The sequence below is a fragment of the Curtobacterium oceanosedimentum genome (assembly GCF_040545555.1).
GTDB lineage: Bacteria > Actinomycetota > Actinomycetes > Actinomycetales > Microbacteriaceae > Curtobacterium.
In genome coordinates this window covers 258,538-282,257 of sequence record NZ_JBEPMD010000003.1, presented here as the reverse complement: position 1 = coordinate 282,257, position 23,720 = coordinate 258,538, and the positions used below count along the sequence as shown (strand labels likewise).

Annotated in this window: 23 protein-coding genes; 2 read left to right on the top strand and 21 right to left on the bottom strand. The window is 71.8% G+C overall.

What is annotated here, in order from left to right; genetic code table 11:
- Positions 1–50 precede the first annotated feature (50 nt).
- The 6 genes from ABIC52_RS05070 to ABIC52_RS05045 form a co-directional block, all read right to left on the bottom strand.
- Positions 51–884: an SseB family protein gene (locus ABIC52_RS05070; protein ID WP_209678048.1), complete on the bottom strand. Its 834-nt coding sequence runs from the start codon at positions 882–884 to the stop codon at positions 51–53.
- 5 nt (positions 885–889) lie between these two features.
- Positions 890–1,636 carry a bifunctional 1-(5-phosphoribosyl)-5-((5-phosphoribosylamino)methylideneamino)imidazole-4-carboxamide isomerase/phosphoribosylanthranilate isomerase PriA gene (priA, locus tag ABIC52_RS05065; RefSeq protein WP_126890317.1) on the bottom strand — a complete coding sequence of 249 codons (747 nt, stop codon included), beginning with the start codon at positions 1,634–1,636 and terminating at the stop codon, positions 890–892.
- A 145-nt stretch (positions 1,637–1,781) separates the two neighbouring features.
- Positions 1,782–2,417 (bottom strand): imidazole glycerol phosphate synthase subunit HisH, encoded by a 636-nt coding sequence (gene hisH / locus ABIC52_RS05060; protein WP_354026779.1) that lies wholly within the window; start codon positions 2,415–2,417, stop codon positions 1,782–1,784.
- Complete coding sequence (gene hisB, locus ABIC52_RS05055; RefSeq protein ID WP_126890315.1) at positions 2,414–3,016, bottom strand: imidazoleglycerol-phosphate dehydratase HisB; 603 nt, start codon at positions 3,014–3,016, stop codon at positions 2,414–2,416. The genes hisH and hisB overlap by 4 nt, the downstream gene beginning before the upstream one ends.
- The gene (locus ABIC52_RS05050; protein ID WP_354026778.1) at positions 3,013–4,137 is read right to left on the bottom strand and encodes a histidinol-phosphate transaminase; all 1,125 of its coding nucleotides are present in this window, start codon (positions 4,135–4,137) and stop codon (positions 3,013–3,015) included. Before ABIC52_RS05050 ends, hisB begins: the two co-directional genes overlap by 4 nt.
- A gap of 73 nt (positions 4,138–4,210) precedes the next feature.
- Positions 4,211–4,585 (bottom strand): LysM peptidoglycan-binding domain-containing protein, encoded by a 375-nt coding sequence (locus ABIC52_RS05045; protein WP_354026777.1) that lies wholly within the window; start codon positions 4,583–4,585, stop codon positions 4,211–4,213.
- Between the two features lie 235 nt (positions 4,586–4,820).
- On the opposite strand from ABIC52_RS05045, the gene lexA reads away from it, so the two are divergent.
- Complete coding sequence (gene lexA, locus ABIC52_RS05040; protein ID WP_126890312.1) at positions 4,821–5,465, top strand: transcriptional repressor LexA; 645 nt, start codon at positions 4,821–4,823, stop codon at positions 5,463–5,465.
- A 172-nt stretch (positions 5,466–5,637) separates the two neighbouring features.
- Here the strand turns inward: lexA and hflX are convergent, their stop codons facing one another.
- The gene (gene hflX, locus ABIC52_RS05035) at positions 5,638–7,176 is read right to left on the bottom strand and encodes a GTPase HflX (protein ID WP_354026776.1); all 1,539 of its coding nucleotides are present in this window, start codon (positions 7,174–7,176) and stop codon (positions 5,638–5,640) included.
- Between the two features lie 61 nt (positions 7,177–7,237).
- On the opposite strand from hflX, the gene ABIC52_RS05030 reads away from it, so the two are divergent.
- Positions 7,238–7,852 (top strand): class I SAM-dependent methyltransferase, encoded by a 615-nt coding sequence (locus ABIC52_RS05030; RefSeq protein ID WP_354026775.1) that lies wholly within the window; start codon positions 7,238–7,240, stop codon positions 7,850–7,852.
- Positions 7,853–7,938: 86 nt separating this feature from the next.
- On the opposite strand, the gene dapF is transcribed toward ABIC52_RS05030, so the two are convergent.
- From dapF to ABIC52_RS04960, 14 genes are all read right to left on the bottom strand, one after another.
- Positions 7,939–8,829 carry a diaminopimelate epimerase gene (gene dapF / locus ABIC52_RS05025; protein ID WP_126890309.1) on the bottom strand — a complete coding sequence of 297 codons (891 nt, stop codon included), beginning with the start codon at positions 8,827–8,829 and terminating at the stop codon, positions 7,939–7,941.
- Positions 8,826–9,794, bottom strand: a complete 969-nt coding sequence (gene miaA / locus ABIC52_RS05020; protein ID WP_354026774.1) for a tRNA (adenosine(37)-N6)-dimethylallyltransferase MiaA — start codon at positions 9,792–9,794, stop codon at positions 8,826–8,828. Before miaA ends, dapF begins: the two co-directional genes overlap by 4 nt.
- Positions 9,781–11,274 (bottom strand): tRNA (N6-isopentenyl adenosine(37)-C2)-methylthiotransferase MiaB, encoded by a 1,494-nt coding sequence (gene miaB / locus ABIC52_RS05015; RefSeq protein WP_354026773.1) that lies wholly within the window; start codon positions 11,272–11,274, stop codon positions 9,781–9,783. Before miaB ends, miaA begins: the two co-directional genes overlap by 14 nt.
- Positions 11,275–11,369: 95 nt before the next feature.
- Entirely contained in the window at positions 11,370–12,464 is a 1,095-nt protein-coding gene (locus tag ABIC52_RS05010; protein ID WP_354026772.1) for a regulatory protein RecX, read from the bottom strand.
- On the bottom strand, positions 12,461–13,519 hold the full coding sequence (gene recA / locus ABIC52_RS05005; protein WP_066653287.1) for a recombinase RecA: 1,059 nt from the start codon (positions 13,517–13,519) through the stop codon (positions 12,461–12,463). Before recA ends, ABIC52_RS05010 begins: the two co-directional genes overlap by 4 nt.
- Before the next feature lie 258 nt (positions 13,520–13,777).
- Positions 13,778–14,002: a DUF3046 domain-containing protein gene (locus tag ABIC52_RS05000; RefSeq protein ID WP_126890305.1), complete on the bottom strand. Its 225-nt coding sequence runs from the start codon at positions 14,000–14,002 to the stop codon at positions 13,778–13,780.
- Positions 14,003–14,066: 64 nt separating this feature from the next.
- Positions 14,067–14,375, bottom strand: coding sequence for a helix-turn-helix domain-containing protein (locus ABIC52_RS04995; protein ID WP_058742950.1), 309 nt, complete (start codon positions 14,373–14,375; stop codon positions 14,067–14,069).
- 154 nt (positions 14,376–14,529) lie between these two features.
- Positions 14,530–15,057: a CinA family protein gene (locus ABIC52_RS04990; protein WP_238638056.1), complete on the bottom strand. Its 528-nt coding sequence runs from the start codon at positions 15,055–15,057 to the stop codon at positions 14,530–14,532.
- On the bottom strand, positions 15,054–15,689 hold the full coding sequence (pgsA, locus tag ABIC52_RS04985; protein ID WP_354026771.1) for a CDP-diacylglycerol--glycerol-3-phosphate 3-phosphatidyltransferase: 636 nt from the start codon (positions 15,687–15,689) through the stop codon (positions 15,054–15,056). The genes ABIC52_RS04990 and pgsA overlap by 4 nt, the downstream gene beginning before the upstream one ends.
- 5 nt (positions 15,690–15,694) lie before the next feature.
- On the bottom strand, positions 15,695–18,718 hold the full coding sequence (locus tag ABIC52_RS04980; protein ID WP_354026770.1) for a DNA translocase FtsK: 3,024 nt from the start codon (positions 18,716–18,718) through the stop codon (positions 15,695–15,697).
- A gap of 129 nt (positions 18,719–18,847) precedes the next feature.
- Entirely contained in the window at positions 18,848–20,116 is a 1,269-nt protein-coding gene (locus tag ABIC52_RS04975) for an ABC transporter permease (RefSeq protein ID WP_354026769.1), read from the bottom strand.
- Positions 20,113–20,823, bottom strand: coding sequence for an ABC transporter ATP-binding protein (locus tag ABIC52_RS04970; protein WP_354026768.1), 711 nt, complete (start codon positions 20,821–20,823; stop codon positions 20,113–20,115). The genes ABIC52_RS04975 and ABIC52_RS04970 overlap by 4 nt, the downstream gene beginning before the upstream one ends.
- The gene (locus tag ABIC52_RS04965; RefSeq protein ID WP_354026767.1) at positions 20,820–21,827 is read right to left on the bottom strand and encodes an efflux RND transporter periplasmic adaptor subunit; all 1,008 of its coding nucleotides are present in this window, start codon (positions 21,825–21,827) and stop codon (positions 20,820–20,822) included. The genes ABIC52_RS04970 and ABIC52_RS04965 overlap by 4 nt, the downstream gene beginning before the upstream one ends.
- Positions 21,828–22,008: 181 nt before the next feature.
- On the bottom strand, positions 22,009–23,685 hold the full coding sequence (locus tag ABIC52_RS04960) for a ribonuclease J (RefSeq protein ID WP_126890298.1): 1,677 nt from the start codon (positions 23,683–23,685) through the stop codon (positions 22,009–22,011).
- Positions 23,686–23,720 lie beyond the last annotated feature (35 nt).

The window sequence follows — 23,720 nt, the reverse complement described above, 5'->3', positions numbered from 1 at the left end:
GGACGGGACGGGGCTGCACCGCGCCTCCCGGCCGCCCGGTCGGTCGTGCGTCAGGCGGGCCGCAGCGCGACGCGCATGCTGTCCACCCGGTCCGCGATGACGGCGTCCGCCGTCCACCGCTGCTGCAGCCGTCCGACGAGCGCCTGCACCGCGGCCTGGTCGAGCCCCGGGTGCAGCGCCAGCCCGACCGTCAGCTCCGCACCGGCGAAGCGCCCGAGCGGGTCGCCCGGCGACAGCTCGACGCGCGCCACGGCGGGCTCCTCGACGACCGACGCGGCGAACGCCTGCCCGACCTCGGCGTCCTCGAAGCACGGGGTCCACGGCAGGTCCTGCCCGATCGCCCACACCGCCGGGCGACGGAGCACGAACTCGGTCGGTGCGGTCGGGTCGAGCACGACGAGCTGCGTCTCCTCGCTCGCCGCGGCCATCGCGACGCGTCGCGAGTCCGCCGGCACCGGTCGGGCGGTGGCGTCCCACGACCGCATGGCCTCGGCCGAGGTGAAAGCGGGCATCACACTGCGCCCGTCCGGACCGGCGACCGTGACGATCGACAGCTCCTGGGTCTTGTCGACGAGCTTGCCCTCGGGGGTGTGCCCGACGTCACCGGCCTCGGCGACGAGCGGGATGAGCAGCCGTGCGCCGCGCAGGGCCTCGACGACCGCGCGCTGCGACCCGCCCTGCTGCAGGGCGGAGATCGCCGCGACGAGCGCCGGGTCCGCCAGGCCGTCGTCGTCGGCGTAGGCGTCGTCGTGGGCGTCGAACGTCCGCCCGGCCCACGGGTTGCCCGCCGAGTCCGCGGCACCGCCCGGAGTGTGGGCGTCGTCGTGCGCGCCGGGCTCCGGAGCGTCGGGCCCGGTCCCGCGGCCGTTCGAGATGCCCGCCACGACGACTACTCGGACGCGATGTCGAGAGCGGCCGGCAGCGTGAACGCGCCGGAGTACAGGGCCTTGCCGATGATCGCGCCCTCGAGGCCGTGCGGCACGAGCTCGCGCAGCGCACGGAGGTCGTCGAGCGTCGAGATGCCGCCGGAGGCCACCACGGGCTGGTCGGTGCGGTCGCAGACCTCGCGGAGCAGGTCGACGTTCGGCCCCTGCAGGGTGCCGTCCTTCGTCACGTCGGTCACGACGTAGCGGGCGCACCCGGCGGCCTCGAGCCGGTCGAGCACCTCCCAGAGGTCACCGGCGTCCTCGGTCCAGCCGCGGCTCGCCAGGGTCGTGCCGCGCACGTCGAGGCCGACCGCGATCTGCTCGCCGTACTCGCCGATCACGCGCGCCGCCCACTCGGGCTTCTCGAGCGCGGCGGTCCCGAGGTTCACGCGGGCCGCCCCGGTGGCGAGCGCCGCCTCGAGCGACGCGTCGTCGCGGATGCCGCCGGAGAGCTCGACGGAGACACCCTCGACCTCACGGATCGCCTTCGCGATCACCGCACGGTTGTCCCCGCGCCCGAATGCTGCGTCCAGGTCGACGAGGTGGATCCACTCCGCACCCTGGTCGCGCCAGGTGCGGGCCGCGGCGACGGGATCGCCGTACGAGGTCTCGCTGCCGGCCTCGCCCTGGGTGAGGCGGACGGCCTGACCGTCGACGACGTCGACGGCGGGCAGCAGGACGAGGGGCGGGGTCGCGGTGAGGTCGGTCATGGTCCTGTCGGTTCTCGGTGGGGTGTGGTGCGGCCGTCATGGCAGCCTGGCCGGGCGCTGCGGCCGTTCCGGTTCCGGTGGCCGTTGCGGCCGGGAGGCGCGGCTCGCGTCCGTCGGGCGAGCGTGCGCCCGGTGGACGGCCGGTTCAGAGCGAGTCGACCCAGTTGCGGAGCAGCCGGATCCCCGGCTCCCCCGACTTCTCCGGGTGGAACTGCGTGGCCGTCAGCGGACCGTTCTCGACCGCGGCGACGAACCGCTGCCCGTGCTCGGCCCAGGTCAGGCGCGGTGCCCGGAACGGACCGTAGGCGTCGAGCGGGAAGTCGGTCACGCCGTACGAGTGGACGAAGTAGAACCGTTCGTCGTGCAGCCCGTCGAAGAGCACGGAGTCCGCGGGCGCCTCGACCGTGTTCCAACCCATGTGCGGCAGGACCTCGGCCTGGATCTCCTCGACGGTGCCCGGCCACTGGCCGAGCCCCTCGACGTCGGCGCCGCGCTCGACGCCCCGCGCGAACATGACCTGCATGCCGACGCAGATGCCGAGCACCGGTCGACCGCCGGCCAGGCGCTGGTCGACGATCTCGCCGCCGCGCACACCCTCGAGCTGGTCGACGACGGCGGCGAAGGCGCCGACGCCCGGCACGAGCAGACCGTCCGCACGGAGCGCGGCCTGCTTGTCGGCGGTCAGCGTGACCTCGGCACCGGCGCGCTCGAGTGCCTTCGCCGCGGAGTGGACGTTGCCCGATCCGTAGTCGAGGACGACGACGTTCGGCTTCGCGGTCACAGCTTCCCCTTCGTGGACGGAATGCCGTCGACCCGGGGGTCGAGCTCGACGGCGCGGCGCATCGCACGGGCGAAGGCCTTGAACTCGGCCTCGGCGATGTGGTGCGGGTCACGGCCACCGAGCACGCGGACGTGCACGGTGATGCCGGCGTTGAACGTGATCGCCTCGAACACGTGCCGGACCATCGAGCCGGTGAAGTGTCCGCCGATGCGGTGGAACGCGAAGCCCTCGGGCTCGCCGGAGTGCACGAGGTACGGACGACCGGAGACGTCCACCACGGCCTGTGCCAGGGCTTCGTCGAGCGGCACGAGCGCATCGCCGTAGCGACCGATGCCGGCGCGGTCGCCGAGGGCCTGCTTCAGCGCCTGACCGAGCACGATGCCGGTGTCCTCGACGGTGTGGTGCACGTCGATGTCGGTGTCGCCCGTCGAGCGCACGCGCAGGTCGATGAGCGAGTGCTTGCTGAAGGCCGTCAGCATGTGGTCGAAGAAGGGCACGCTCGTCGAGACGTCGGACGAACCGGTGCCGTCCAGGTCGAGCGAGAGCTCGATGCTCGACTCGCTCGTGCTCCGGCTGATCGAGGCGGTGCGGGCGGTCATGCGTCAACCCTAACCGGCGGCTGGTCGGCGGCCACGCGGCGCATGGCGTCGAGGAACGCGGTGGTCTCCTCCGCCGTCCCCGCGCTCACCCGCAGGTGGTTCGGGATCCCGAGGTCGCGGACGATGACGTCCTGGTCGAGCAGGGCCTCGAACGCGGCGTGCGGGTCCGCCACCCCGCCGAACAGCACGAAGTTGGACCACGTCTCGTACGTGCGGTACCCCATCGCCTGCAGCTCGGTCACCATGCGGTCGCGCTGCTGCTTGATGTCGTCGACCATCGCGAGCATCGCGGGAGCGTGCCGGAGCGCGGCGACGGCCGCCGCCTGCGTCAGCGCCGACAGGTGGTACGGCAGGCGCACCAACCGCAGGGCGTCGACCACCGCGGGGTCGGCAGCCAGGTAGCCGACGCGGGCCCCGGCGAAGGCGAAGGCCTTGCTCATGGTGCGCGAGACCACGAGCCGTGGACGGCCGGGCAGCAGCGTGATCGCACTCGGGGCATCGGTGGGCATGAACTCGGCGTAGGCCTCGTCCACCATCACGACGCCGTCGGTGGCGTCGTACGCGGCGCGGATCGTCTCGATGTCGAGCGGGGTGCCGGTCGGGTTGTTCGGCCCGCACAGGAAGACGATGTCGGGCCGGTGCTCGGCGATCGCCGCGACGACGGTCTCCGGCATGATGCGGAACTCGTCGTCACGCTGCGCGGGGATCCAGCGCGTGCCGGTGCCGGACGCGAGGATCGAGTGCATCGAGTACGTGGGCGGGAACCCGAGCACCGAGCGGCCCGCGCCGCCGAAGGCCTGGAGCAGCTGCTGCAGGACCTCGTTCGACCCGTTCGCCGCCCACAGGTTCGCAGGGGTGAGCTGCTGATCAGCGGAGAGCCCGCCGTTCAGGTAGCCGGCGAGGGACTCGCGGAGCTCGGTGAACTCACGATCGGGATAGCGGTTCACGGTCGTCAGGGCCTGCCGGATCGAGGCGACGATGTCCTCGGCGACGTCCTCGGGCACGGGATGCGTGTTCTCGTTGACGTTGAGCTGCACGCGCACGTGCTTCTGCGGAGCGCCGTACGGGCTCTGCCCGCGGAGGTCGTCACGGATCGGGAGGTCTTCGAGCGTGGTGTCCACCGATCCATCGTAGGCCGCGGCCACCGGGCGACGACCGGCCGTCCGGACGGTGGTCAGGCGAGCGCCGATCCGGTCAGTCGCCCACGGTGTACTTGGCCGGGATCGCGATCTGCTCGCCGGCCTGGAGCGTCGAGCCGTCGAGCGCGTTGAGGCTCACGACGTCCTGCACGAAGTCGCGCGGGTCGGCCTGCGGGGCGGTCTCCTCCGCCAGCTGCCACAGGGTCTCACCCGGCTGCACCGTGACGGTCTCGAAGTGCACGGGGGCTCCGGCGCGGGAGGAGTCACCGGCCGAGGCCTGTCCGCCGTTCAGCACGGAGAGGGCGACGACCAGGAAGACCGGGAGGGCCGCGACGGTCGTCAGGACGATGCGGCCACGACGCGTGATGCGCAGGCGCGTACGGACGGCGGGCGTCGCGGTGCGCTGGTCAGCGATGGCGATGGTGCTCATGTCGTTCTTGCCTTCCCGTTCGGAGGAACCGAAGTCGTGTACCGAACATAGTTTCGAATGCGACCCCGCACAAGTCCCAGGAACGGATTCGTGGGGGGTTTCTTGCCGACACGCTCGAACAGGTGTTTGTCCGGCCTCGTGCGGTCGGATACTGTTTCGATCGACTGGGACGAGTCAAGCGGGGACCACCGACATTCCTGCTCGACCGCCCGGCACCGACGAAGGGCGAGACGACGTGGCGGACGAACTGCGGGTCCAGAAGCCGTTGACGGCGAAGCAGCAGGCGATCCTCGACGCGATCCGTGCGTCGATCGCCAGCCGGGGCTACCCGCCGAGCATGCGGGAGATCGGCGACGCCGCCGGCCTCTCCTCGCTCTCGAGCGTCTCCCACCAGCTCGGCCAGCTCGAGCTCGGCGGCTGGATCCGGCGTGACCCGAACCGCCCCCGCGCTCTCGAGGTGCTCGTCGACGAGCCGACGCCCGACGTCGACACCCCGGACGTCGACGCCACGACCCTCGTCCCCCTCGTCGGACGCATCGCCGCCGGTGTCCCGATCACGGCCGAGCAGCACGTCGACGAGATCGTCCCGCTCCCCCGACAGCTGGTCGGCACGGGCGACCTCTTCATGCTCAAGGTCGTCGGAGAATCGATGATCGACGCGGCGATCTGCGACGGCGACTGGGTGGTCGTCCGCTCGCAGCAGACCGCGGACAACGGGGACATCGTCGCCGCGATGCTCGACGAGGAGGCGACCGTCAAGGTCTTCCGTCAGCGCGACGGCCACACGTGGCTGCTCCCGCGCAACACCGCCTTCGAGCCGATCCTCGGCGACGCGGCCACCGTGCTCGGCAAGGTCGTCGCGGTGCTCCGCTCCGTCTGACGCGTCGGCAACCGCACGACACCAAGCAGCCCGCGCCACGGAACTCCGTGGCGCGGGCTGCTTGGTCTCGTGCCGGGGGCGAACCCGGCGTCGGGACGCGGCCGACGACGGACGGGAGGCGCGGTGCCAGCCGGCGCCGCGCCTCCCGTCCGTCCCGGTGGGGGTCCGGGGACTAGGCGGTCGCGACCGGCGCGACCACGTACGGGTCGAGCTCCGCGACCTGGCGCTGGAAGACGCGCACCCGCAGGCGGGTGCCGTCCTCGACGTAGTCGGTCGTCTCGACCGCGCCGGCGTCGTGCAGCGACGACACCAGGTCGCCGCGGTCGTACGGGATCACCACGGTGAGCTCGACGTCCGGCTCGGGCAGTCGGGCCTCGATCACGGCGAGGAGCTCCGGGACGCCCTCGCCCGTCCGGGCGGACACGAACACCGCGTCCGGGACGAGCCCGACCAGGACGAGTCGCTGTGCCTCGTCGATCAGGTCCGCCTTGTTGAACGCGACGACCTCGGGGATGTCGCGTGCACCGACGTCGCCCATCACGTCGCGGACCGTCGCGAGCTGCGCGGCCGGGTCGGGGTGCGACCCGTCCACCACGTGCACGATGACGTCGGCCTCGCCGACCTCCTCGAGGGTCGAGCGGAACGCTTCGACCAGCTGGTGCGGCAGGTTGCGCACGAAGCCGACCGTGTCGACGAACGTGAACTCCCGGCCGGCGCTGCTCTCGGTGCGGCGGACGGTGGCGTCGAGGGTCGCGAACAGCTGGTTCTGCACCAGGACGCCCGCGCTCGTCAGACGGTTCAGCAGCGAGGACTTGCCGGCGTTCGTGTACCCGGCGATGGCGACGCTGGGCACCTCGTTGCGGTGTCGGTCGGCACGCTTGGCCTCGCGGGCAGGTCGGAAGCCGGCGATCTGCCGCCGGAGCTTCGACATCCGCGTGTTGATGCGACGACGGTCGAGCTCGATCTTGGTCTCACCGGGTCCGCGCGAGCCCATGCCGGCGCCACCGGAGACCTGACCACCGGCCTGGCGGGACATCGACTCACCCCAACCACGCAGACGCGGCAGCAGGTACTGCAGCTGCGCGAGCTCGACCTGGGCCTTGCCCTCGCGGGTGGTCGCGTGCTGGCTGAAGATGTCGAGGATCACCGCGGTGCGGTCGATCACCTTCACCTTCACGACGTCCTCGAGCGCACGGCGCTGCGAGGGGGCGAGCTCGGTGTCCGCGACGACCGTGTCGGCGCCGGTCGCCTTGACGACCATCGCGAGCTCCTCGGCCTTGCCCTTGCCGAGGTAGGTCGCCGGGTCCGGGTTGGGTCGGCGCTGCAGCAGTCCGTCGAGGACCACCGCACCCGCGGTCTCGGCCAGGGCGGCGAGCTCGCGCAGGGAGTTCTCGGCGTCCTGGGCGTCACCCTGCGGGTAGACGCCGATCAGGACGACCCGCTCGAGCCGGAGCTGCCGGTACTCGACCTCGGTGACGTCCTCGAGCTCGGTGGAGAGGCCGGTGACCCGGCGCAGGGCGGCGCGGTCCTCGCGCTCGTACTGGTCGCCGTCACCGGACCAGCCGTGCTCGTCGACCGATCGTGTCTGGATGGCCTGGGCCGGAGCGAAGATCGCCGACGTGGCCCGGGTCTCGGCATTGCGGAGGACGCGCTCCACGACACCCTCGGCGCTGTCGTCGGATCGTCCGTCGTTCATGGTGGTTTCCGTCATCTTCTCCACAGGGTACCGCCGCCACGCCCGGGACACACGGGGTGCCCGGTACGGTTCTTCCATGGCGAACGAGCACTACTTCTCCGCGAACCCGTCGTCGGAGATCCGTGAGCGCCAGGTGCACGTCACGCTCGCCGGGCGGCCGCTCACGCTGTCCACGGCGGCCGGGGTCTTCAGCCCGGACGGCGTCGACCGCGGCACGAGGGTGCTGCTCGGCTCGGTGCCGCCCCCCGCGTCCGAGGGCGCGCTGCTCGACGTCGGCTGCGGGTGGGGGCCGATCGCCATCACGATGGCGCTCGAGTCACCGGATGCCCAGGTCTGGGGTGTGGACGTCAACGAGCGCGTCCTCGACCTGGCGCGAGGCAACGCCACCGCTGCCGGGGTGTCGAACGTCACGGTCGGACTGCCGGACGACGTCCCCGCGGACCTGCGCTTCCGGACGATCTGGTCGAACCCGCCCATCCGTGTGGGCAAGGACGAACTGCACGCGATCCTGCTGACCTGGCTGCCCCGGCTCGAGGTCGGTGGGCACGCCTGGCTGGTGGTGTCGAAGGACCTCGGCGGGGACTCCCTGCAGCGGTGGCTCGGCGGCGCGCTCGGTGACGGCTTCCAGGTCGCGCGGGCGTCGACGGACAAGGGGTTCCGCGTGATCCGGGTGCACCGGACCGCCGAGTAGGGCGGCGCACTGAGCGTCTGCGCGATTGCACGGCCGCGCAGTTGCACGGCCACGCGACTGCGCGACTGCGCGACTGCGCGACTGCGTCAGACCGTCAGGTCTCCCGAGAACACGAGTTCCGCCGGCCCGGCCAGGGCGACGTGCTCGCCGTCCTCTGCCGCGAACATCCGGACCGTGACGACCCCGCCCGGCACCCGCACCCGCCAGGTGTCCGGCGCCGAGGGTCCCGCCCAGTACCGCGTCGCGAGCGCCGCAGCGACCGCACCGGTGCCGCAGGACAGCGTCTCGCCGCTCCCCCGCTCGTGCACGCGCATGGTGATCTCCCCCACGCCGTCCTTGACGAGCGGGTCACCCGGCAGCACGAACTCGACGTTCGCGCCCGCCGCCGGAGCCGGGTCGAGCACGGGGACGTACGTCAGGTCGACCTCGGCGAGCTCGTCCTCCGTCGCCACCGCCACGACGACGTGCGGGTTGCCGACGTCGATGCCGAGTCCGGGTCGTGCGCCGTCGAGCTCCTTCGCCCGCACGGTCACGTCGTTCGCTCCGCCGCCCTCGATGCCGAGCCCCCAGCGCCCGAGGTCCGCGGAGAAGCCGTTCGTGGTGCGCTGCACGTCGACGAGCCCCTTGCGGCTCCCGACCGTGAGCGTCTCGCCCGGAGCGAGGTCGACGAGTCCGGACTCGGTCAGGTACCGGGCGAACACGCGGATGCCGTTCCCGCACATCTCCGCGACCGAGCCGTCGGCGTTGTGGTAGTCCATGAACCACGTCGCGGCCGGCTCGACGGCGACCAGGGCGCGGCCCTCGGGGATCGCGTCCGAGCGCACGGCCCGGATGACCCCGTCGGCCCCGACACCGAAGCGTCGGTCGGCGATGGCGCGGATGCGCTCGGGGGTCAGGTCGACCGTGGCGTCCGGGTCGGCGAACAGGACGAAGTCGTTGCCCGTCCCCTGGCCCTTCGTGAAGTGCAGCTCGGTCACGGCACGATCCTACGGGCCACCGCCTGCAGCCCCGCGACGTCGGAGCCGCTGACGTCGACGACCTCGGCGTCGTACCGCTTGAACCAGGACACCTGCCGCCTGGCGTACTTGCGCGTCGCGACCGCCGTCGCCTCGACCGCCTCGGCCGTCGTGGCGCGACCGTGCAGCACGTCGAGCGCCTGCGAGTACCCGATCGCGGCGCGCGCGGTGCGACCGTCCTCGAGGCCGTCCGCCCGGAGCGCCTCCACCTCGTCGACGAGCCCGTCGCGGAACATGCGCTCGGCGCGCTCGTGCAGCGACGCGACCAATCCGCTGCGCTCGCGGTGCAGGTGCAGCACCCGAGCGGGTCGCCATGCGCGGGGCGCGGACGGGAGGCGCGGGGTCACGACCTCGGACCGGCTCGCGATCTCCACGGCTCGGATCAGACGGCGGGGGTTGCGAGCGTCGACGTCGGCCGCCGCGACCGGGTCCAGGGCGCGCAGGCGCGCGAGGAGCGCGTTCGGTCCGTGCTCGGCGTGTTCGCGCTCGAGCTCGGCGCGGAGCTCCGGATCGGTGCCGGGGAACGCGAGGTCGAACAGGACGGCGGACACGTAGAGCCCGCTGCCCCCGACGAGCACTGCGGTGCCGCCGTCCGCCGTGATCCGCTCGACGTCCGCGCGTGCGTCGCGCTGGTACGCCGCGACGCTCGCCTCGTCGGTGACCGTGAGGACGTCGAGCTGGTGGTGCGGGATGCCCCGCCGGTCCTCGAGCGGGAGCTTCGCGGTCCCGATGTCCATGCCGCGGTAGAGCTGCATGGCGTCGGCGTTCACGACCTCGGCGGGCCGCCCACTCGCCCGCAGCCGTTCGGCGACGGTCAGCGCGACCTCGGACTTGCCGGTGCCGGTCGCGCCGACGACCGCGATCAGGTCGGGGGTTCCATCCTGGCTCCGTCCGACCGCCGTGGCCGCCGCGTCAGCGTCCGACACGGAGGCTCGGCAGGCCCAGCGAGACCGGTCGCGGCCCCGCGCCGGGAGCGGACGGGGTGGGCACGCCGCAGCTCTCGGCCTGTGCCCGGTCCCAGGCGTCGCCGGCGCGGGTGCGGCGGATCCGCAGGGGTCCCTCGTTGTCGGCGATGAGGAAGTGTGGCGCGGCCCGGGTGACCTCGACGGTCACGACGTCGCCGGGACGCGGGACCTCTGACCCGTCCGGCACGGCGAAGTGCACGAGGCGCGAGTCCTCGGCGCGGCCGGACAGACGGTGGGTGGTCTCGTCCTTCTTGCCCTCGCCCGTCGCGACGAGGACCTCGACGCTCCGACCCATCTGCTTCGCATGCTCCTCGGCCGTGATGCGGTCCTGCAGCGCGATGAGCCGGTCGTAGCGCTCCTGCACGACCTCCTTCGGCAGCTGGTCGGGCATCGTCGCCGCGGGCGTGCCCGGCCGGATCGAGTACTGGAACGTGAAGGCCGAGGCGAACCGCGACTGCTCGACGACGCGCAGGGTGTCCTCGAAGTCCTCGTCGGTCTCGCCGGGGAACCCCACGATGATGTCGGTCGAGATCGCGGCGTGCGGGATCTTCGCCCGCACACGGTCGAGGATGCCGAGGAACCGCTCGCTCCGGTAGCTCCGCCGCATCGCCTTGAGGACGCGGTCCGACCCGGACTGCAGCGGCATGTGCAGCTGCGGCATCACGTTCGGCGTCTCGGCCATGGCGTCGATGACGTCGTCGGTGAAGGCGGCCGGGTGCGGGCTCGTGAACCGCACCCGCTCGAGTCCGTCGATCTGCCCGGTTGCGCGGAGCAGCTTGCCGAACGCCTGACGGTCGCCGAACTCGACGCCGTAGGAGTTGACGTTCTGCCCGAGCAGCGTGACCTCGATCGCGCCGTCGTCGACCAGCGCCTGGATCTCGGCGAGCACGTCGCCCGGGCGGCGGTCCTTCTCCTTGCCGCGGAGGGACGGGACGATGCAGAACGTGCACGTGTTGTTGCACCCGACGGAGATCGACACCCAGCCGCTGTGCGTCGAGTCGCGCTTGGTCGGCAGCGTCGACGGAAACACGTCGAGCGCCTCGAGGATCTCGATCTGCGCCTCGTCGTTGTGCCGCGCCCGCTCGAGCAGGGTCGGCAGCGACCCCATGTTGTGCGTCCCGAAGACGACGTCGACCCACGGCGCCTTCTCGAGGATGACGTTCTTGTCCTTCTGCGCCAGGCACCCACCGACCGCGATCTGCATGCCGGGGTGCTCGCGCTTGATGCCGGCGAGCTGCCCGAGGTTGCCGTACAACCGGTTGTCCGCGTTCTCGCGCACGGCGCAGGTGTTGATGACGACCACGTCCGCCTGACCGTCGTCCGCCGCGACGTACCCGGCGGCCTGCAACGACCCGCTCAGGCGCTCCGAGTCGTGGACGTTCATCTGGCACCCGTGGGTGCGGACCTCGTAGGTTCTGGGGCGGGCTTCGACGGTGGCCATGATCGTTCCAGTGTAGGTCGACCTCGGGCCCGTCGAGGCGGCCCGTACCGGACACGGATCGGCATGCCGGACCTGACGGCTCGGGCCCGGTGCCGCTACTCGAAGCGGACGGTACCGCCGCCCGACGGTGAGCGGCGCGGCGGACCGTCGAGTGCCCGCTCCACGGCGACGCGGACGACTCCCGCGCCGTAGCCCTTCCGCATCAGGAACCCGCTGAGCCGCCGTTCCGCGGTGACACGGTCGAGACCACGGAGCTGGCGTGCGCGCTTCTCGGCGAGCTCGTTCGCCCGGACGAACTCGTCGTCGGCGTCGTCCGCCGCTGCGTCGAGCGCCGCGTCGATCGCTGCCTGGTCGATGCCGCGTCGGCGCAGCTCGGCGACGACGCCCTGACGCCCGAGGCCCTTGCGTTCGTGCAGTCGGTCGACCAGGTCGGTCGCGAGGGCCACGTCGTCGAGCAGGCCCACCCGCACCAGGCGCGCGACCTCGTGCTCGACCACGTCGCCGTCGAGGTCCTGCTTCGTCAGCAGCTCGCGCATCTCCGACTCGCTGACCCCCTTGCGACCGAGCGCCCGCATGCTGACGCGCTCGGCGTCGGCACGCTGCTCGTCGAGGGGTCGCGGGGCGTCGGCCGGGTCGATCTCGTCGCCGCTCGCTATGGCGAACACGGATGCGGTCGCAGCGTCCGCGGTGTCGTCGTCGTACCCGTGCTGCTCGGCCCGTGCACTCCGGCCCGAACCGTCGCCGACCACCGGGGACACCCACTCGGCCTCGGGCTGCTGCCCACGGAAGGGGATCGCCGACGGCACGGTCGCACCGTCCTCGTCGCGCGCGTCCGTCGCTGCCTCGGCCACGTTCCCGTCATCGGCGTCGGCGTCGGTGTCGTCGCCCGACCGCACGCGGCTCAGCACGGGTGCGAAGCGCCGCTCGTCGTCGCCGAGCAGCATCGAGTCGGGTGCCCAGTCGTCGTCGGACGGCCGGTGGACGTCCCCCGCGCCTGCGCGCTCGGACGTCGGGTGCGATCCAACCGGCTCCGGGCCGACGGGCGCCGGGTCGACCGGCCCCGAGTCGACCGGCTCCAGGTCGACCGGCTCCAGGTCGACCGGCGTCGTGCGTCGACCACGACGGGACCGCGCTCCGAACAGGTCGGTGACCGGAGCGAGGCCCTCGTCGTGGTCGTCTGCGCCGGTCACGCGCCCTTGCGCTCCGCCAGCTTCGGCGCGATCGACTCGACCGGAGCATCGGCCTTGGCGCCACCCACGCCGAGCTTGGCGAGGATCTTGCCCTCGATCTCGGCTGCGATGTCCGCGTTCTGGATCAGGAAGGACCGCGAGTTCTCCTTGCCCTGCCCGAGCTGGTCACCGTCGTAGGTGTACCAGGCACCTGACTTCTTCACGATGCCGTGGTCGACACCGAAGTCGAGCAGCGAGCCCTCGCGCGAGATGCCCGTGCCGTACAGGATGTCGAACTCGGCCTGCTTGAAGGGCGGAGCCATCTTGTTCTTGACGACCTTGACGCGGGTGCGGTTGCCGACGGCGTCGGTCCCGCTCTTCAGCGTCTCGATGCGGCGGATGTCGAGGCGGACCGACGCGTAGAACTTGAGCGCCTTACCACCGGCGGTCGTCTCCGGGCTTCCGAAGAAGACACCGATCTTCTCTCGCAGCTGGTTGATGAAGATCATCGTGGTCTGCGTCTGGTTCAGACCACCGGCGAGCTTGCGCAGGGCCTGGGACATGAGGCGGGCCTGGAGACCCACGTGCGAATCGCCCATCTCGCCCTCGATCTCGGCGCGGGGCACCAGGGCGGCGACCGAGTCGACGACGATCAGGTCGATCGAACCCGACCGGACGAGCATGTCGGCGATCTCGAGCGCCTGCTCACCGGTGTCGGGCTGCGAGACGAGCAGGGCGTCGATGTCGACACCGAGCTTCTTCGCGTACTCGGGGTCGAGCGCGTGCTCCGCGTCGATGAAGGCCGCGATGCCACCGGCGCGCTGGGCGTTGGCGATGGCGTGCAGCGTCAGGGTCGTCTTACCCGACGACTCCGGCCCGTAGATCTCGATGATGCGGCCGCGCGGGAGGCCACCGATGCCGAGCGCGACGTCGAGCGCGACGGACCCGGTCGGGATGGTGGCGACCGGTGCGCGCTCGTCCGAGCCGAGGCGCATGACCGTCCCCTTGCCGAACTGCCGGTCGATCTGGGCGAGTGCGGTCTCGAGGGCCTTCTCGCGGTCTGCGGGTGATGGCATGGGGGTGCTCCTTCGTGCTCGGTGTCGGCCGCCTGTAGGCTGTCGCGTCCACCCCAGCCGGTGGTGCAGGGCTGGTGTTCGGCGACAAGGCTTCGGGCTGTTCCCGATGCCCTCGAACCTAGGGCGGGCCACCGACATCACTGCCTGCAGCCGCGCGATCTGTGGACGAGGGTCCGGGTCAGCGCCGTTGTGCAGGAACCTAGCACCGATCGAACACGCGTTCGAGCAACACGCCGAACACAGTTTCGGATGGACGGCTCAGTCGCGCGGTTCCGCCAAGCCCTTGCCGTGCCGCTTGTCGAGCGGGACGTCCTGCGAGTCGCAGAGGGCCTCCCACACCCGCCTGGCGTCGACACCGGCGTCGAGCGCATCGGCCGCCGAGCGCCCTCCGAGCTCCTCGAGCACGACGTCGCGGGACACGACGGCCCCGTAGGCCTCGCCGAACACCTGGTCGACGGCTCGCCAGAACTCACTCACGCGCATCGGACCAGCGTAACGACGAACGCCCCCGCCGGGAGTCCGGCGAGGGCGTTCAATAGGTGGTGCGTCAGCGCACCGCGAGGTCGTTGTCGAACTCGGCGACGAGGTCGTCGGGCAGCGTGTCGGGGACCGGGGTGAGTCCCTCGACGACTGCGAGACGGTCGCCCACCTCGCGCATGATGGTCGAGATCGGGGTGTCCAGTGCGTCCGCGACCGAGGCGAGGATCTCGGAACTCGCTTCCTTCTGACCGCGCTCGACCTCGCTGAGGTACCCGAGCGCGACACTGGCCTTGGATGCGACCTGACGGAGGGTCCGGCCCTTCTGCAAGCGGAAGTCCCGAAGCACGTCGCCGATCTCCTGACGAACGAGAACCATGTGGACTCCTCCTTCCTGTCGTCTCCGCGCCCGCCTGGTCCGGGTGACCGGGGTCGGGTTCAGCAACAGTAGCGTTGCCGTTCGCAGCATGCTAACCACGTCGGCTGCCGCTCTGCTGGAGATTGCGTGGGATGTAACCCAGTGGCAACAGGACCTATTCCCCGCTGTCGACCTCGGTCGTCATCCGTGCCAGGAGTTCGGAGACGGTCGCGGACCGGATTGCTGCCCGGTCTCCGTCGAGGTGCAACTCTGCCGCGACACTGCGTTCCGCGGATGCGATGCCGACGAAGACGGTGCCGACCGGCTTGCCGTCCTGCGGGTCCGGTCCGGCGACCCCGGTCGTGCTGATCCCCCACGTCGCGGGGACGCCGTCGACCGCCAGCGCGGTCCGGACCCCCGAGGCCATCTGTCGGGCCACCTCCGGGTCGACCGCGCCGTTGGTGGCCAGCAGGTCCACGTCGACGCCGAGCACCGACGCCTTGACGGGCGTGGCGTACGCGACGACCCCGCCCCGGACGACCGCGCTCGCGCCGGGGACGCCGATGAGCGCCGACACCACGAGCCCGCCCGTCAGGGACTCGGCGACCGCGACGGTCTCCCCGCGGGAGGTGAGGGCCGCCACGACGCGGCGAGCGAGATCCGCCGCCGAGTCCGACTGCGCGGGACCGTCGGCGGTGCTCACGCCGCGCTGCGGTTGTGCTTCCATGCCTGCCACAGGTAGTCCGCACCGCTGAGCAGGGTCGCCAGGAGCGCGGCGGTCATCAGGATGCCGTTCACCCAGTGCGCGAGGTCACCGACGACGTTCCACCACGGGAAGAGCGCGAGGGTGATCGCGACGGCCTGCAGCACGGTCTTGATCTTGCCGCCACGGCTGGCCGGGATCACCCGGTCGGACAGCACGGCGAAGCGGAAGACGGTGATGCCGATCTCCCGCACCATGATCAGCACGGTGACGATCCACGGCAGCTCGCCCAGGAGCGACAGCGCGACGAGGGCGCCGCCGATCAGGACCTTGTCGGCGATCGGGTCGACGAGCTTGCCGAAGTCCGTCACCAGGTTCTGGCGTCGGGCGATGATGCCGTCCGCGCTGTCCGTCACGATCGCGACGACGAACACGACGGCCGCCCAGACGCGCAGCGACGTGTCCTGACCGCCGTCGGCGAGCAGCATCACGAAGAACAGCGGCGCCATGAGGATGCGCACCACGGTGATGACGTTCGCCACGTTGGCGGTCGACGCCGGCCCCTCGCCCTTGCGGATCAGCCGTCCGCGCCACGGGAACCGGGCGCCGTGTGTGGTCTCCGAGCTCGTCATGTCGCTCACTCCCTGCCCGTCAGTCCCCATGCGTCCTCGTCCGGGCCGTCGTCCTCGACCTCAGGGTACCCGCGGGTCATGTCCGCCACCGGGTCCGAGCCGTAGCGGTCGTCGTCCTGTCCACCCGGGCCCGACGCGCCGGGCGCGGCAGGGGCCCCGGAGCCGACGGCGGACGGACCGGTGCCGGCCCCGTCGACGGGTGTGGCGCCTCCCTGCCGTGCCGACGGCGCCTCGGCGGCCGGCGGCTCCTCGCCGCGGAGCTTCGCGAGCACCCCGGGGAGCTGGTCGGGCGTGACGAGCACGTCGCGCGCCTTCGAGCCCTCGGACGGCCCGACGATGTCGCGCGACTCCATGAGGTCCATCAGGCGACCCGCCTTCGCGAAGCCGACGCGGAGCTTGCGCTGCAGCATCGACGTCGAGCCGAACTGGGTCGAGACGACCTGCTCGACGGCGGCGAGGAGCAGCTCGAGGTCGTCGCCGATGTCGGCGTCGATCTCCTTGCGCTCGACCACCGCCTGGACGTCCTGCCGGTACTCGGGCCGGGCCTGCCGCGTGACGTGCGCGACGACCTCGGCGACCTCGCTCTCCTGCACCCAGGCGCCCTGCACGCGGACGGCCTTGGACGAGCCCATCGGCAGGAAGAGCCCGTCGCCCTGCCCGATGAGCTTGTCCGCGCCCGGCTGGTCGAGGATGACCCGCGAGTCGGTGACGCTCGTCACCGCGAAGGCGACGCGCGACGGGACGTTCGCCTTGATGAGACCGGTGATGACGTCGACCGACGGGCGCTGCGTGGCGAGCACGAGGTGGATGCCGGCGGCACGGGCGAGCTGGGTGATGCGGACGATCGACTCCTCGACGTCGCGGGGGGCGACGAGCATGAGGTCCGCGAGCTCGTCCACGACGACCAGCAGGTACGGGTACGGCTTGAGCTTCCGCTCGCTGCCGGCGGGCAGCACGATCTCGTCGTTCTGGACGGCCTTGTTGAAGTCGTCGACGTGCCGGAACCCGAAGGACGCCAGGTCGTCGTACCGCATGTCCATCTCCTTCACGACCCACTGCAGCGCCTCGGCGGCCTTCTTGGGGTTCGTGATGATGGGCGTGATGAGGTGCGGGACCCCGGCGTAGATCGACAGTTCGACGCGCTTCGGGTCGACGAGGACCATGCGGACCTCGGACGGCTTCGCGCGCATGAGCAGGGACGTGATCATCGAGTTGATGAACACCGACTTGCCGGAGCCCGTGGACCCCGCGACGAGCAGGTGGGGCATCTTCGCCAGGTTGGCGACGACGAACCCGCCCTCGACGTCCTTGCCGACGCCGATGGTCATCGGGTGCTTCGACTTGGTGGCGGCGCCGGAGCGCAGGACGTCACCGAGGGAGACGATCTCGCGGTCCGTGTTCGGGATCTCGACGCCGATGGCGCTCTTGCCGGGGATCGGGGACAGGATGCGGACCTCGTTCGAGGCGACCGCGTACGACAGGTTCTTCGACAGCGCGGTGACGCGCTCGACCTTCACGCCGGGGCCGAGCTCGATCTCGTAGCGCGTGACCGTCGGCCCGCGGGAGAAGCCCGTGACCTTGGCGTCCACCTTGAACTCGGTGAGCACGCCGGTGATCGCCGCGACGATGTCGTCGTTCGCCTGGCTCCTGGCGACCGAGGGGGTGCCGGCGCTGAGCGTGGTCGCCGCGGGCAGGCGGTACGGGGCCGCCGGGTCCTCGTCGGCGGCGGCGGTGGCGGCGGGCAGGCCGTCGTCGGCCGCCTCGGGCTCGGGCGCGGTCGGCGAGACCACCGGGGAGACTCCGGCATCAGGTCGGGCGACCGCCGCGGGCTGCTCGGGCACCGGGGTGCCGAAGTCGCGGAGGGCCTGCTCGGCGACGGCGAGGTCCTGCTCGACCTGCTGCTCGCCGTGCACGGCGTCGTGCTCGACCGAGTCGTTCAGGTTGACCGAGGCGGGTACCGCGGGCGTGTGGTCCACGAGGCCGGCAGCGGCGCCCGCGTTCGGCCCCTGGGCGGGGACGGCACCGGCAGGAGGAGCGGGCGGCGCGGCCTGTGTCGCCGACGCCGGCAGGACCGGGCTGTCGTACGCCGGGTCCTCCTCGCGACCGGACTTGTTCCGTCGCCACCAGGGGACGGTGCTCGCGGGGTCGTCCCCGCCGTCGGCGCGCCGTTCGTCCTCGAACCCGAGGTCCTCGAAGAGCGGGAAGTCGGTCTGGTCCTTCGTGCGCCGCTTCGACGTGCGCGCTCGTGGCGCGGCCGGGGCCGCGTCGGACTCGGTGACGGTGTCGTCCTCGGCCGCGGGAGCCGGCGCACCGAACAGGTACGCGTACAGCTCGTGCAGGCGACGACCGGTCTTGTTCGGCGGCGTCTTCGTGATGATGAAGAGCGACAGCACGAGCAGCACGACCGCGACCGGCACCGCCACCCACACGGTGGCGACCGCGACCAACCAGCTGATCACGACCCAGCCGAGCACACCGCCCGCGGCGGCGAGAGCGACCATGCCGTCGGACGCGCTCGGCTGCCCGCCGAACACGTGGCAGAGCGATGCGATGGACACCAGCATCAGGCCGAGACCGATGCCGATCCGGGTGTTGTCGTGCACCGATGCGGGGTGCCGGAACAGCCACCCCGCGAAGACGATCATGATGACGGGCAGCGCGACCGCCAGCCGCCCGAAGAGCCCGCCGAACGTGTAGGCGTCGAGCGTGACGGACAGCGGGTTCGTGGGGTTGAGCCACTCGACGACCCCGCCCGCGAGCGCGAGCACGAACAGCAGGAACGGGAAGCCGTCGCGTCGTTCGTCCTTGGCGAGGGTCTCCTTGCCGAGCAGGCGGAAGAGCGCGCCGACGCCGTGTGCCATCGCGAGCCAGGCGGTCACGACGGGGTTCTGCTCGCGGAACACCGGGGTGGGTGCGGCCTGCGGCAGCTTCTTCGTCGTCGCCTGCGTGCGCGACGTTCCGCGCGACCCGCTCCCGCGGGACGACGTGGACGCGCGCGAGCGCGTGGTCGACTTGGTGCCTCCGGCCATGCGACGGAGCCTAATCCCCGCTCGGGACATTCCGTGGATGCCCCGCCGCGACCCGACGCCCCACGCGCGCGCACCCGACCCGTGGCGGACGCCGGGCAGGTGCGCGCCCCGACCGGACGCCCCGCGCGGTCAGTACCGGATCGCGTCGATGACCTTGACCCGCACCGCCACGATCGCGGGCAGGAACCCGGCGAGCGCCCCGACCAGCAACGCCGAGCCGACCCCGATCAGCGCCGCCTCCACCGGGAAGGGTGCTCCCCCGACGTCGACCCCGTTCGTGATCAGGCCACGGACCGTCCCGTTGCCGAGCACCGCCGCGCCGACCATCACCCCGACACCACCGGCGACGAGCGTGCCGAGCACGTTCTCGAGCAGCACGGCCACGAAGATCCGCCCGGCGGTGGCACCGACGCCGCGACGGATGCCGATCTCACGGATCCGCTGCCGGACGCTCACGAGCGACACGTTGAGGAGCCCGAGCCCACCGAGCACCAGGACCAGGACCGCGACCCCCGCGATCACCCAGCGCAACGCGCCGAGGGGATCACCGTCGACCGAACCGGCCGCGTCGGACCGGGTCGCGTCGACCGTCCACCCGGGACCGAGCGCCCGCTCCGCGTCCGAGGCGATGCGCGCCGCCACCGCCTTGCCGTCGTGCTCGGGCACCCAGACCTCGAAGAGCCGCTGCGAGCCGTCGTCGGGCGAGGCCACCGCGTTCGCCGTCGCGACGGAGTCCGCGAGCTGGTAGAACATCGGCTCGGTGTCGTACTCCGACGACACGTACCGGCCGATCACGACGGCGGTGACGTCGGGCGTCCCCGGCAGGCGCACGACCGGGTGCGTGACGACGTCCGGGCTGCCCAGTCGGTCCAGGAACGCCTGGTTGACGACGAGCGCCGGCGCGAGGCGGTCCCGGTCGTCCTCGGTGAACCAGGAGCCGTCGTCGACGCGCACGCGGTGCATCTCGGCGTACGCGGGGTCGACCGTGACGCCCTGCGCCAGGGTGACCCCGTCCGGGAACTGCACCGGACGCTGGGTCCAGGAGGCCTCGGTCGCGAAGCGGACGTGGTAGCGCTCGGCCCCGGCGCGGAGCTCCCGGTCGAGGGCGTCGGCGTCCGCGGCCGCTGCTGCCCCGGTGCCGTCCCCAGCGGAGGAGGCGGCGGAGGAGGCAGCGGAGGACTTCCCGGTGACCTGGTACGTCGCCGGTCGCCCGCCGTACTGCTCGTTGAAGGCTGCCGTGACCCGTTCGGCGAGTGCCCCGAAGCCGACGACGACCGCGAGCGACGCCACCGCGATGGTGACCCCGATCAGGCTGAGCACGACCCTGCCCCGGTGCACGCGGAGCTCCTGCCAGGACTCGACGACGGTCCCGACGACCGTGGTGAGCAGCCGGTTCACGCCGCCACCGCCCCGGTCGCGACGTGCACGTCGTCGACCACGAGTCCGTGGTCGATGCGGTGCACGACGTCCGCCCGCGCCGCGACCGCTGCGTCGTGCGTGATGGTGACGAGTGCCGCGCCCGTCTCGGCCGCGACGGTCTCGAGCAGCTCCATGACCACCCGTCCGGTGTCGACGTCGAGCGCTCCGGTCGGCTCGTCGGCCAGGATGAGCCGGGGAGCCCGGACGAGCGCCCGGGCGATGGCGACCCGCTGCTGCTCGCCGCCGGAGAGCCGGTGCGGCTGCGTGTCGGCGCGGTCCGCCAGGCCGACCCGGTCGAGCATCTCGAGGGCCAGGCGTCGGCGCGACCAGAACGCCCGGCCGGTCGCGTAGAGCAACGGGACCTCGACGTTCTCGACCGCGGTACGGCCCTGGAGCAGGTTGAACTGCTGGAAGACGAACCCGACGTCCGCGCCGCGCACGCGATCGCGTCGGACGGACCCGGCGCGTCCGACGTCCTGCCCGTCGAACTCGTGCAGCCCGTCGGTCGGGGTGTCGAGCAGGCCGAGGACGTTGAGGAGCGTCGACTTGCCCGACCCCGAGCGGCCGACGATCGCCACACGGCTGTCCGCCGCGACGTCCAGGTCGACACCGCGGAGGATCTCGAGCGTCGAGCCGTCCGGCAGGACGACGGACTTCCGCAGGTCGCGGACGTGCACGAGGCTCATCCGCCCGTCACCGTCCCGTCCTCGGTGGACTCCTCGTCGGGCTTCGCCTCCTTGCCGGGGACGAACTGCAGGACCGTGTCGCCCTCCGTCAGTCCGTCCCTGACCTCGACGGTCTCGCCGTCGTTGAGCCCGAGGGTGACCTGGCGCTCGGAGCGCTTCCCCTCGTCGTCGACCACGGTGACGACGCCGCGCTGGGCGGTCCCCTGCACGGCGGTGGTCGGCAGGGTGAGCACGCCCTCGGCCGACCCGGCGGACACGGCGACCGTGACCTCGAGCCCGGGGAACACGGTGACGTCGCCCGGGACGTCGCACCGCAGCTGCGTCGCGCCACCGCCCGTCGCCTGGGCGTCCTCCGTGCCCTCGGCGCCCGGTGTCGCGGTGCTGCCCGCGGCCGCCGCGGAGCTGAGCGAGAGGTTCGTGCAGGTGAACGGCGCCGGCCCGTCGGTGATCGTCACCGTCGCCTCCGACGGACGCGACGTCAACCGGTAGAGCTGCGCTGCCTTGAGGGTGGCGGTGACGCGGTACGCCTCGGGGGCGACGCGCGCGACGGTGTCCCCGATCGCGACGGGCTGCTTCGCCACGAGGTCGAGTCCGGAGACGGTGCCGGACGACGACGCGACGACGGTCGCGAAGGTCACGGTCGCGGGGAGCGGCTCACCGTCCTCGGTCGTCCCCGTCGCGGGCGTCTCGACCCGCAGGTCGATGATCGGTGCTCCTTGCTGGACCTGCGTGCCGTTCGTCACGAACACCTTGTTGACGGTGCCCTCCGCGGTCGAACGCACCGGCGTCGACGCGACGGACTCGATCGTCCCGGTCGCCTCGACGTCGTTGACGACGTCGCCCGTCTGCACGGTGACGGTCGGGTCCTCGAGCTGCGCCGTCGGCAGCGTCTCGGTGTCGTCCGGCTGCGCCGCGAAGAAGGCGAGGCGCACGAGCGACACCGCGATGGCGGCGAACACGAGGAACTTCAGGCCGGGCCACACCCAGCGACGCAGGACGGTCACCCTCGGACGGTATTGGCTGACATACCGAGGGAGCATCAGCCTGAGGGATGACGCAGGGTGGCCGCCCGGACGAACCGGACGCCGTCCCCGGGACCGTGACGCGACGGCAACGGCCAGGAGGCTCGGCGAGCGTTCCCGGGGAACGCGCGCCGAGCCTCCTGGCCGGGTGCAGAGCGGGTGCCTACGCCTCGATGACCACCGGGACGATCATCGGACGGCGGCGGTGCTTCGTGTTCACCCAGCGGCCGACGGTGCGGCGGACGACCTGCTGGAACGCGTGTGCGTCGCGCGTGCCGTTGCCGGCCGCGTCGGCGAGCGCCTTCGCGATCTGCGGGCGGACGTCGTCGAAGACCGAGTCGTCCTCGGCGAAGCCGCGGGACTGGATCTCCGGGCCGACCACGCACTGGCCGGTCGTGAAGTCGACGGCGCAGAAGATCGAGATGAAGCCCTCCTCCGCCAGGACGCGGCGGTCCTTGAGGTCGGCGTCGGTGATCTCGCCGACGGTCGACCCGTCGACGTAGACGTAGCCGATGTCGAGCTGGCCGGCGACGCTGGCCACGCCGTCCTTGAGATCGACGACGATGCCGTCCTGCCCGAGGATCACGTTGCGCGGCGGGACGCCCGTCTGGATCGCCAGGTCGGCGTTCGCGTACAGGTGACGGTGCTCACCGTGCACGGGCAGGACGTTCCGCGGACGCAGGATGTTGTAGCAGTACAGGAGCTCGCCGGCGGACGCGTGTCCGGAGACGTGCACCTTCGCGTTGCCCTTGTGCACGACCTTGGCGCCGAGCTTCGTCAGGCCGTCGATGACCCGGTAGACGGCGTTCTCGTTGCCCGGGATCAGGCTCGACGCGAGGATGACGGTGTCGCCCTCGCCGATCTCGATCTGGTGCTCGAGGTTCGCCATGCGCGCGAGCACGGCCATCGGCTCGCCCTGCGACCCCGTCGACATGTAGACGATCTGGTCGTCGGGGACGTTCTTCGCCTTCTTCGTGTCGATGAGCACGTCGTCCGGCACCCGGAGGTACCCGAGCTCGGCGGCGATGTTCATGTTGCGGATCATCGACCGGCCCATGAACGCGACCTTGCGGTTGGTCGCGGCGGCGGCGTCGAGGACCTGCTGCACGCGGTGCACGTGCGACGAGAAGCTCGCGACGACGACCTTCTTGCGGGCGCGCGAGATGACGTTCTCGAGCACCGGTCCGATGTCGCGCTCGGGTGCGGTGAACCCGGGGACGTCGGCGTTGGTCGAGTCCGGCAGGAACAGGTCGACGCCCTGCTCGCCGAGACGGGCGAAGGCGCGGAGGTCGGTGATGCGGTCGTCCAGCGGGAGCTGGTCCATCTTGAAGTCACCCGTGTGCAGCACGCGGCCGGCCGGGGTGGTGATCGCGACGGCGAGGGCGTCCGGGATCGAGTGGTTCACGGCCACGAACTCGAGGTGGAACGGGCCGAGCTGCTCGGTCTGGTCCTCCTGCACGACGAGCGTGTAGGGCTTGATCCGGTGCTCCTTGAGCTTCGCCTCGACGAGCGCGAGGGTCAGCGTGGAGCCGATCAGGGGGATGTCGCCCTTGAGCTTGAGCAGGTACGGGACGGCGCCGATGTGGTCCTCGTGCCCGTGGGTGAGCACGACACCGAGGACGTCGTCGAGGCGGTCCCGGATCGGCCCGAAGTCGGGGAGGATGAGGTCGACGCCCGGCTGGTGCTCCTCGGGGAAGAGCACGCCGGCGTCGACGATCAGCAGCTTGCCGTCGAACTCGTAGACGGTCATGTTGCGACCGATCTCGCCGAGGCCCCCGACGGGGATGACGCGGAGGGTGCCGGGTTCGAGCGGCTGCGGTGTGGAGAGCTGGGTGGGCATTCGGTCCTGACTGTCGTGCGACGCGCTGCGGCGCC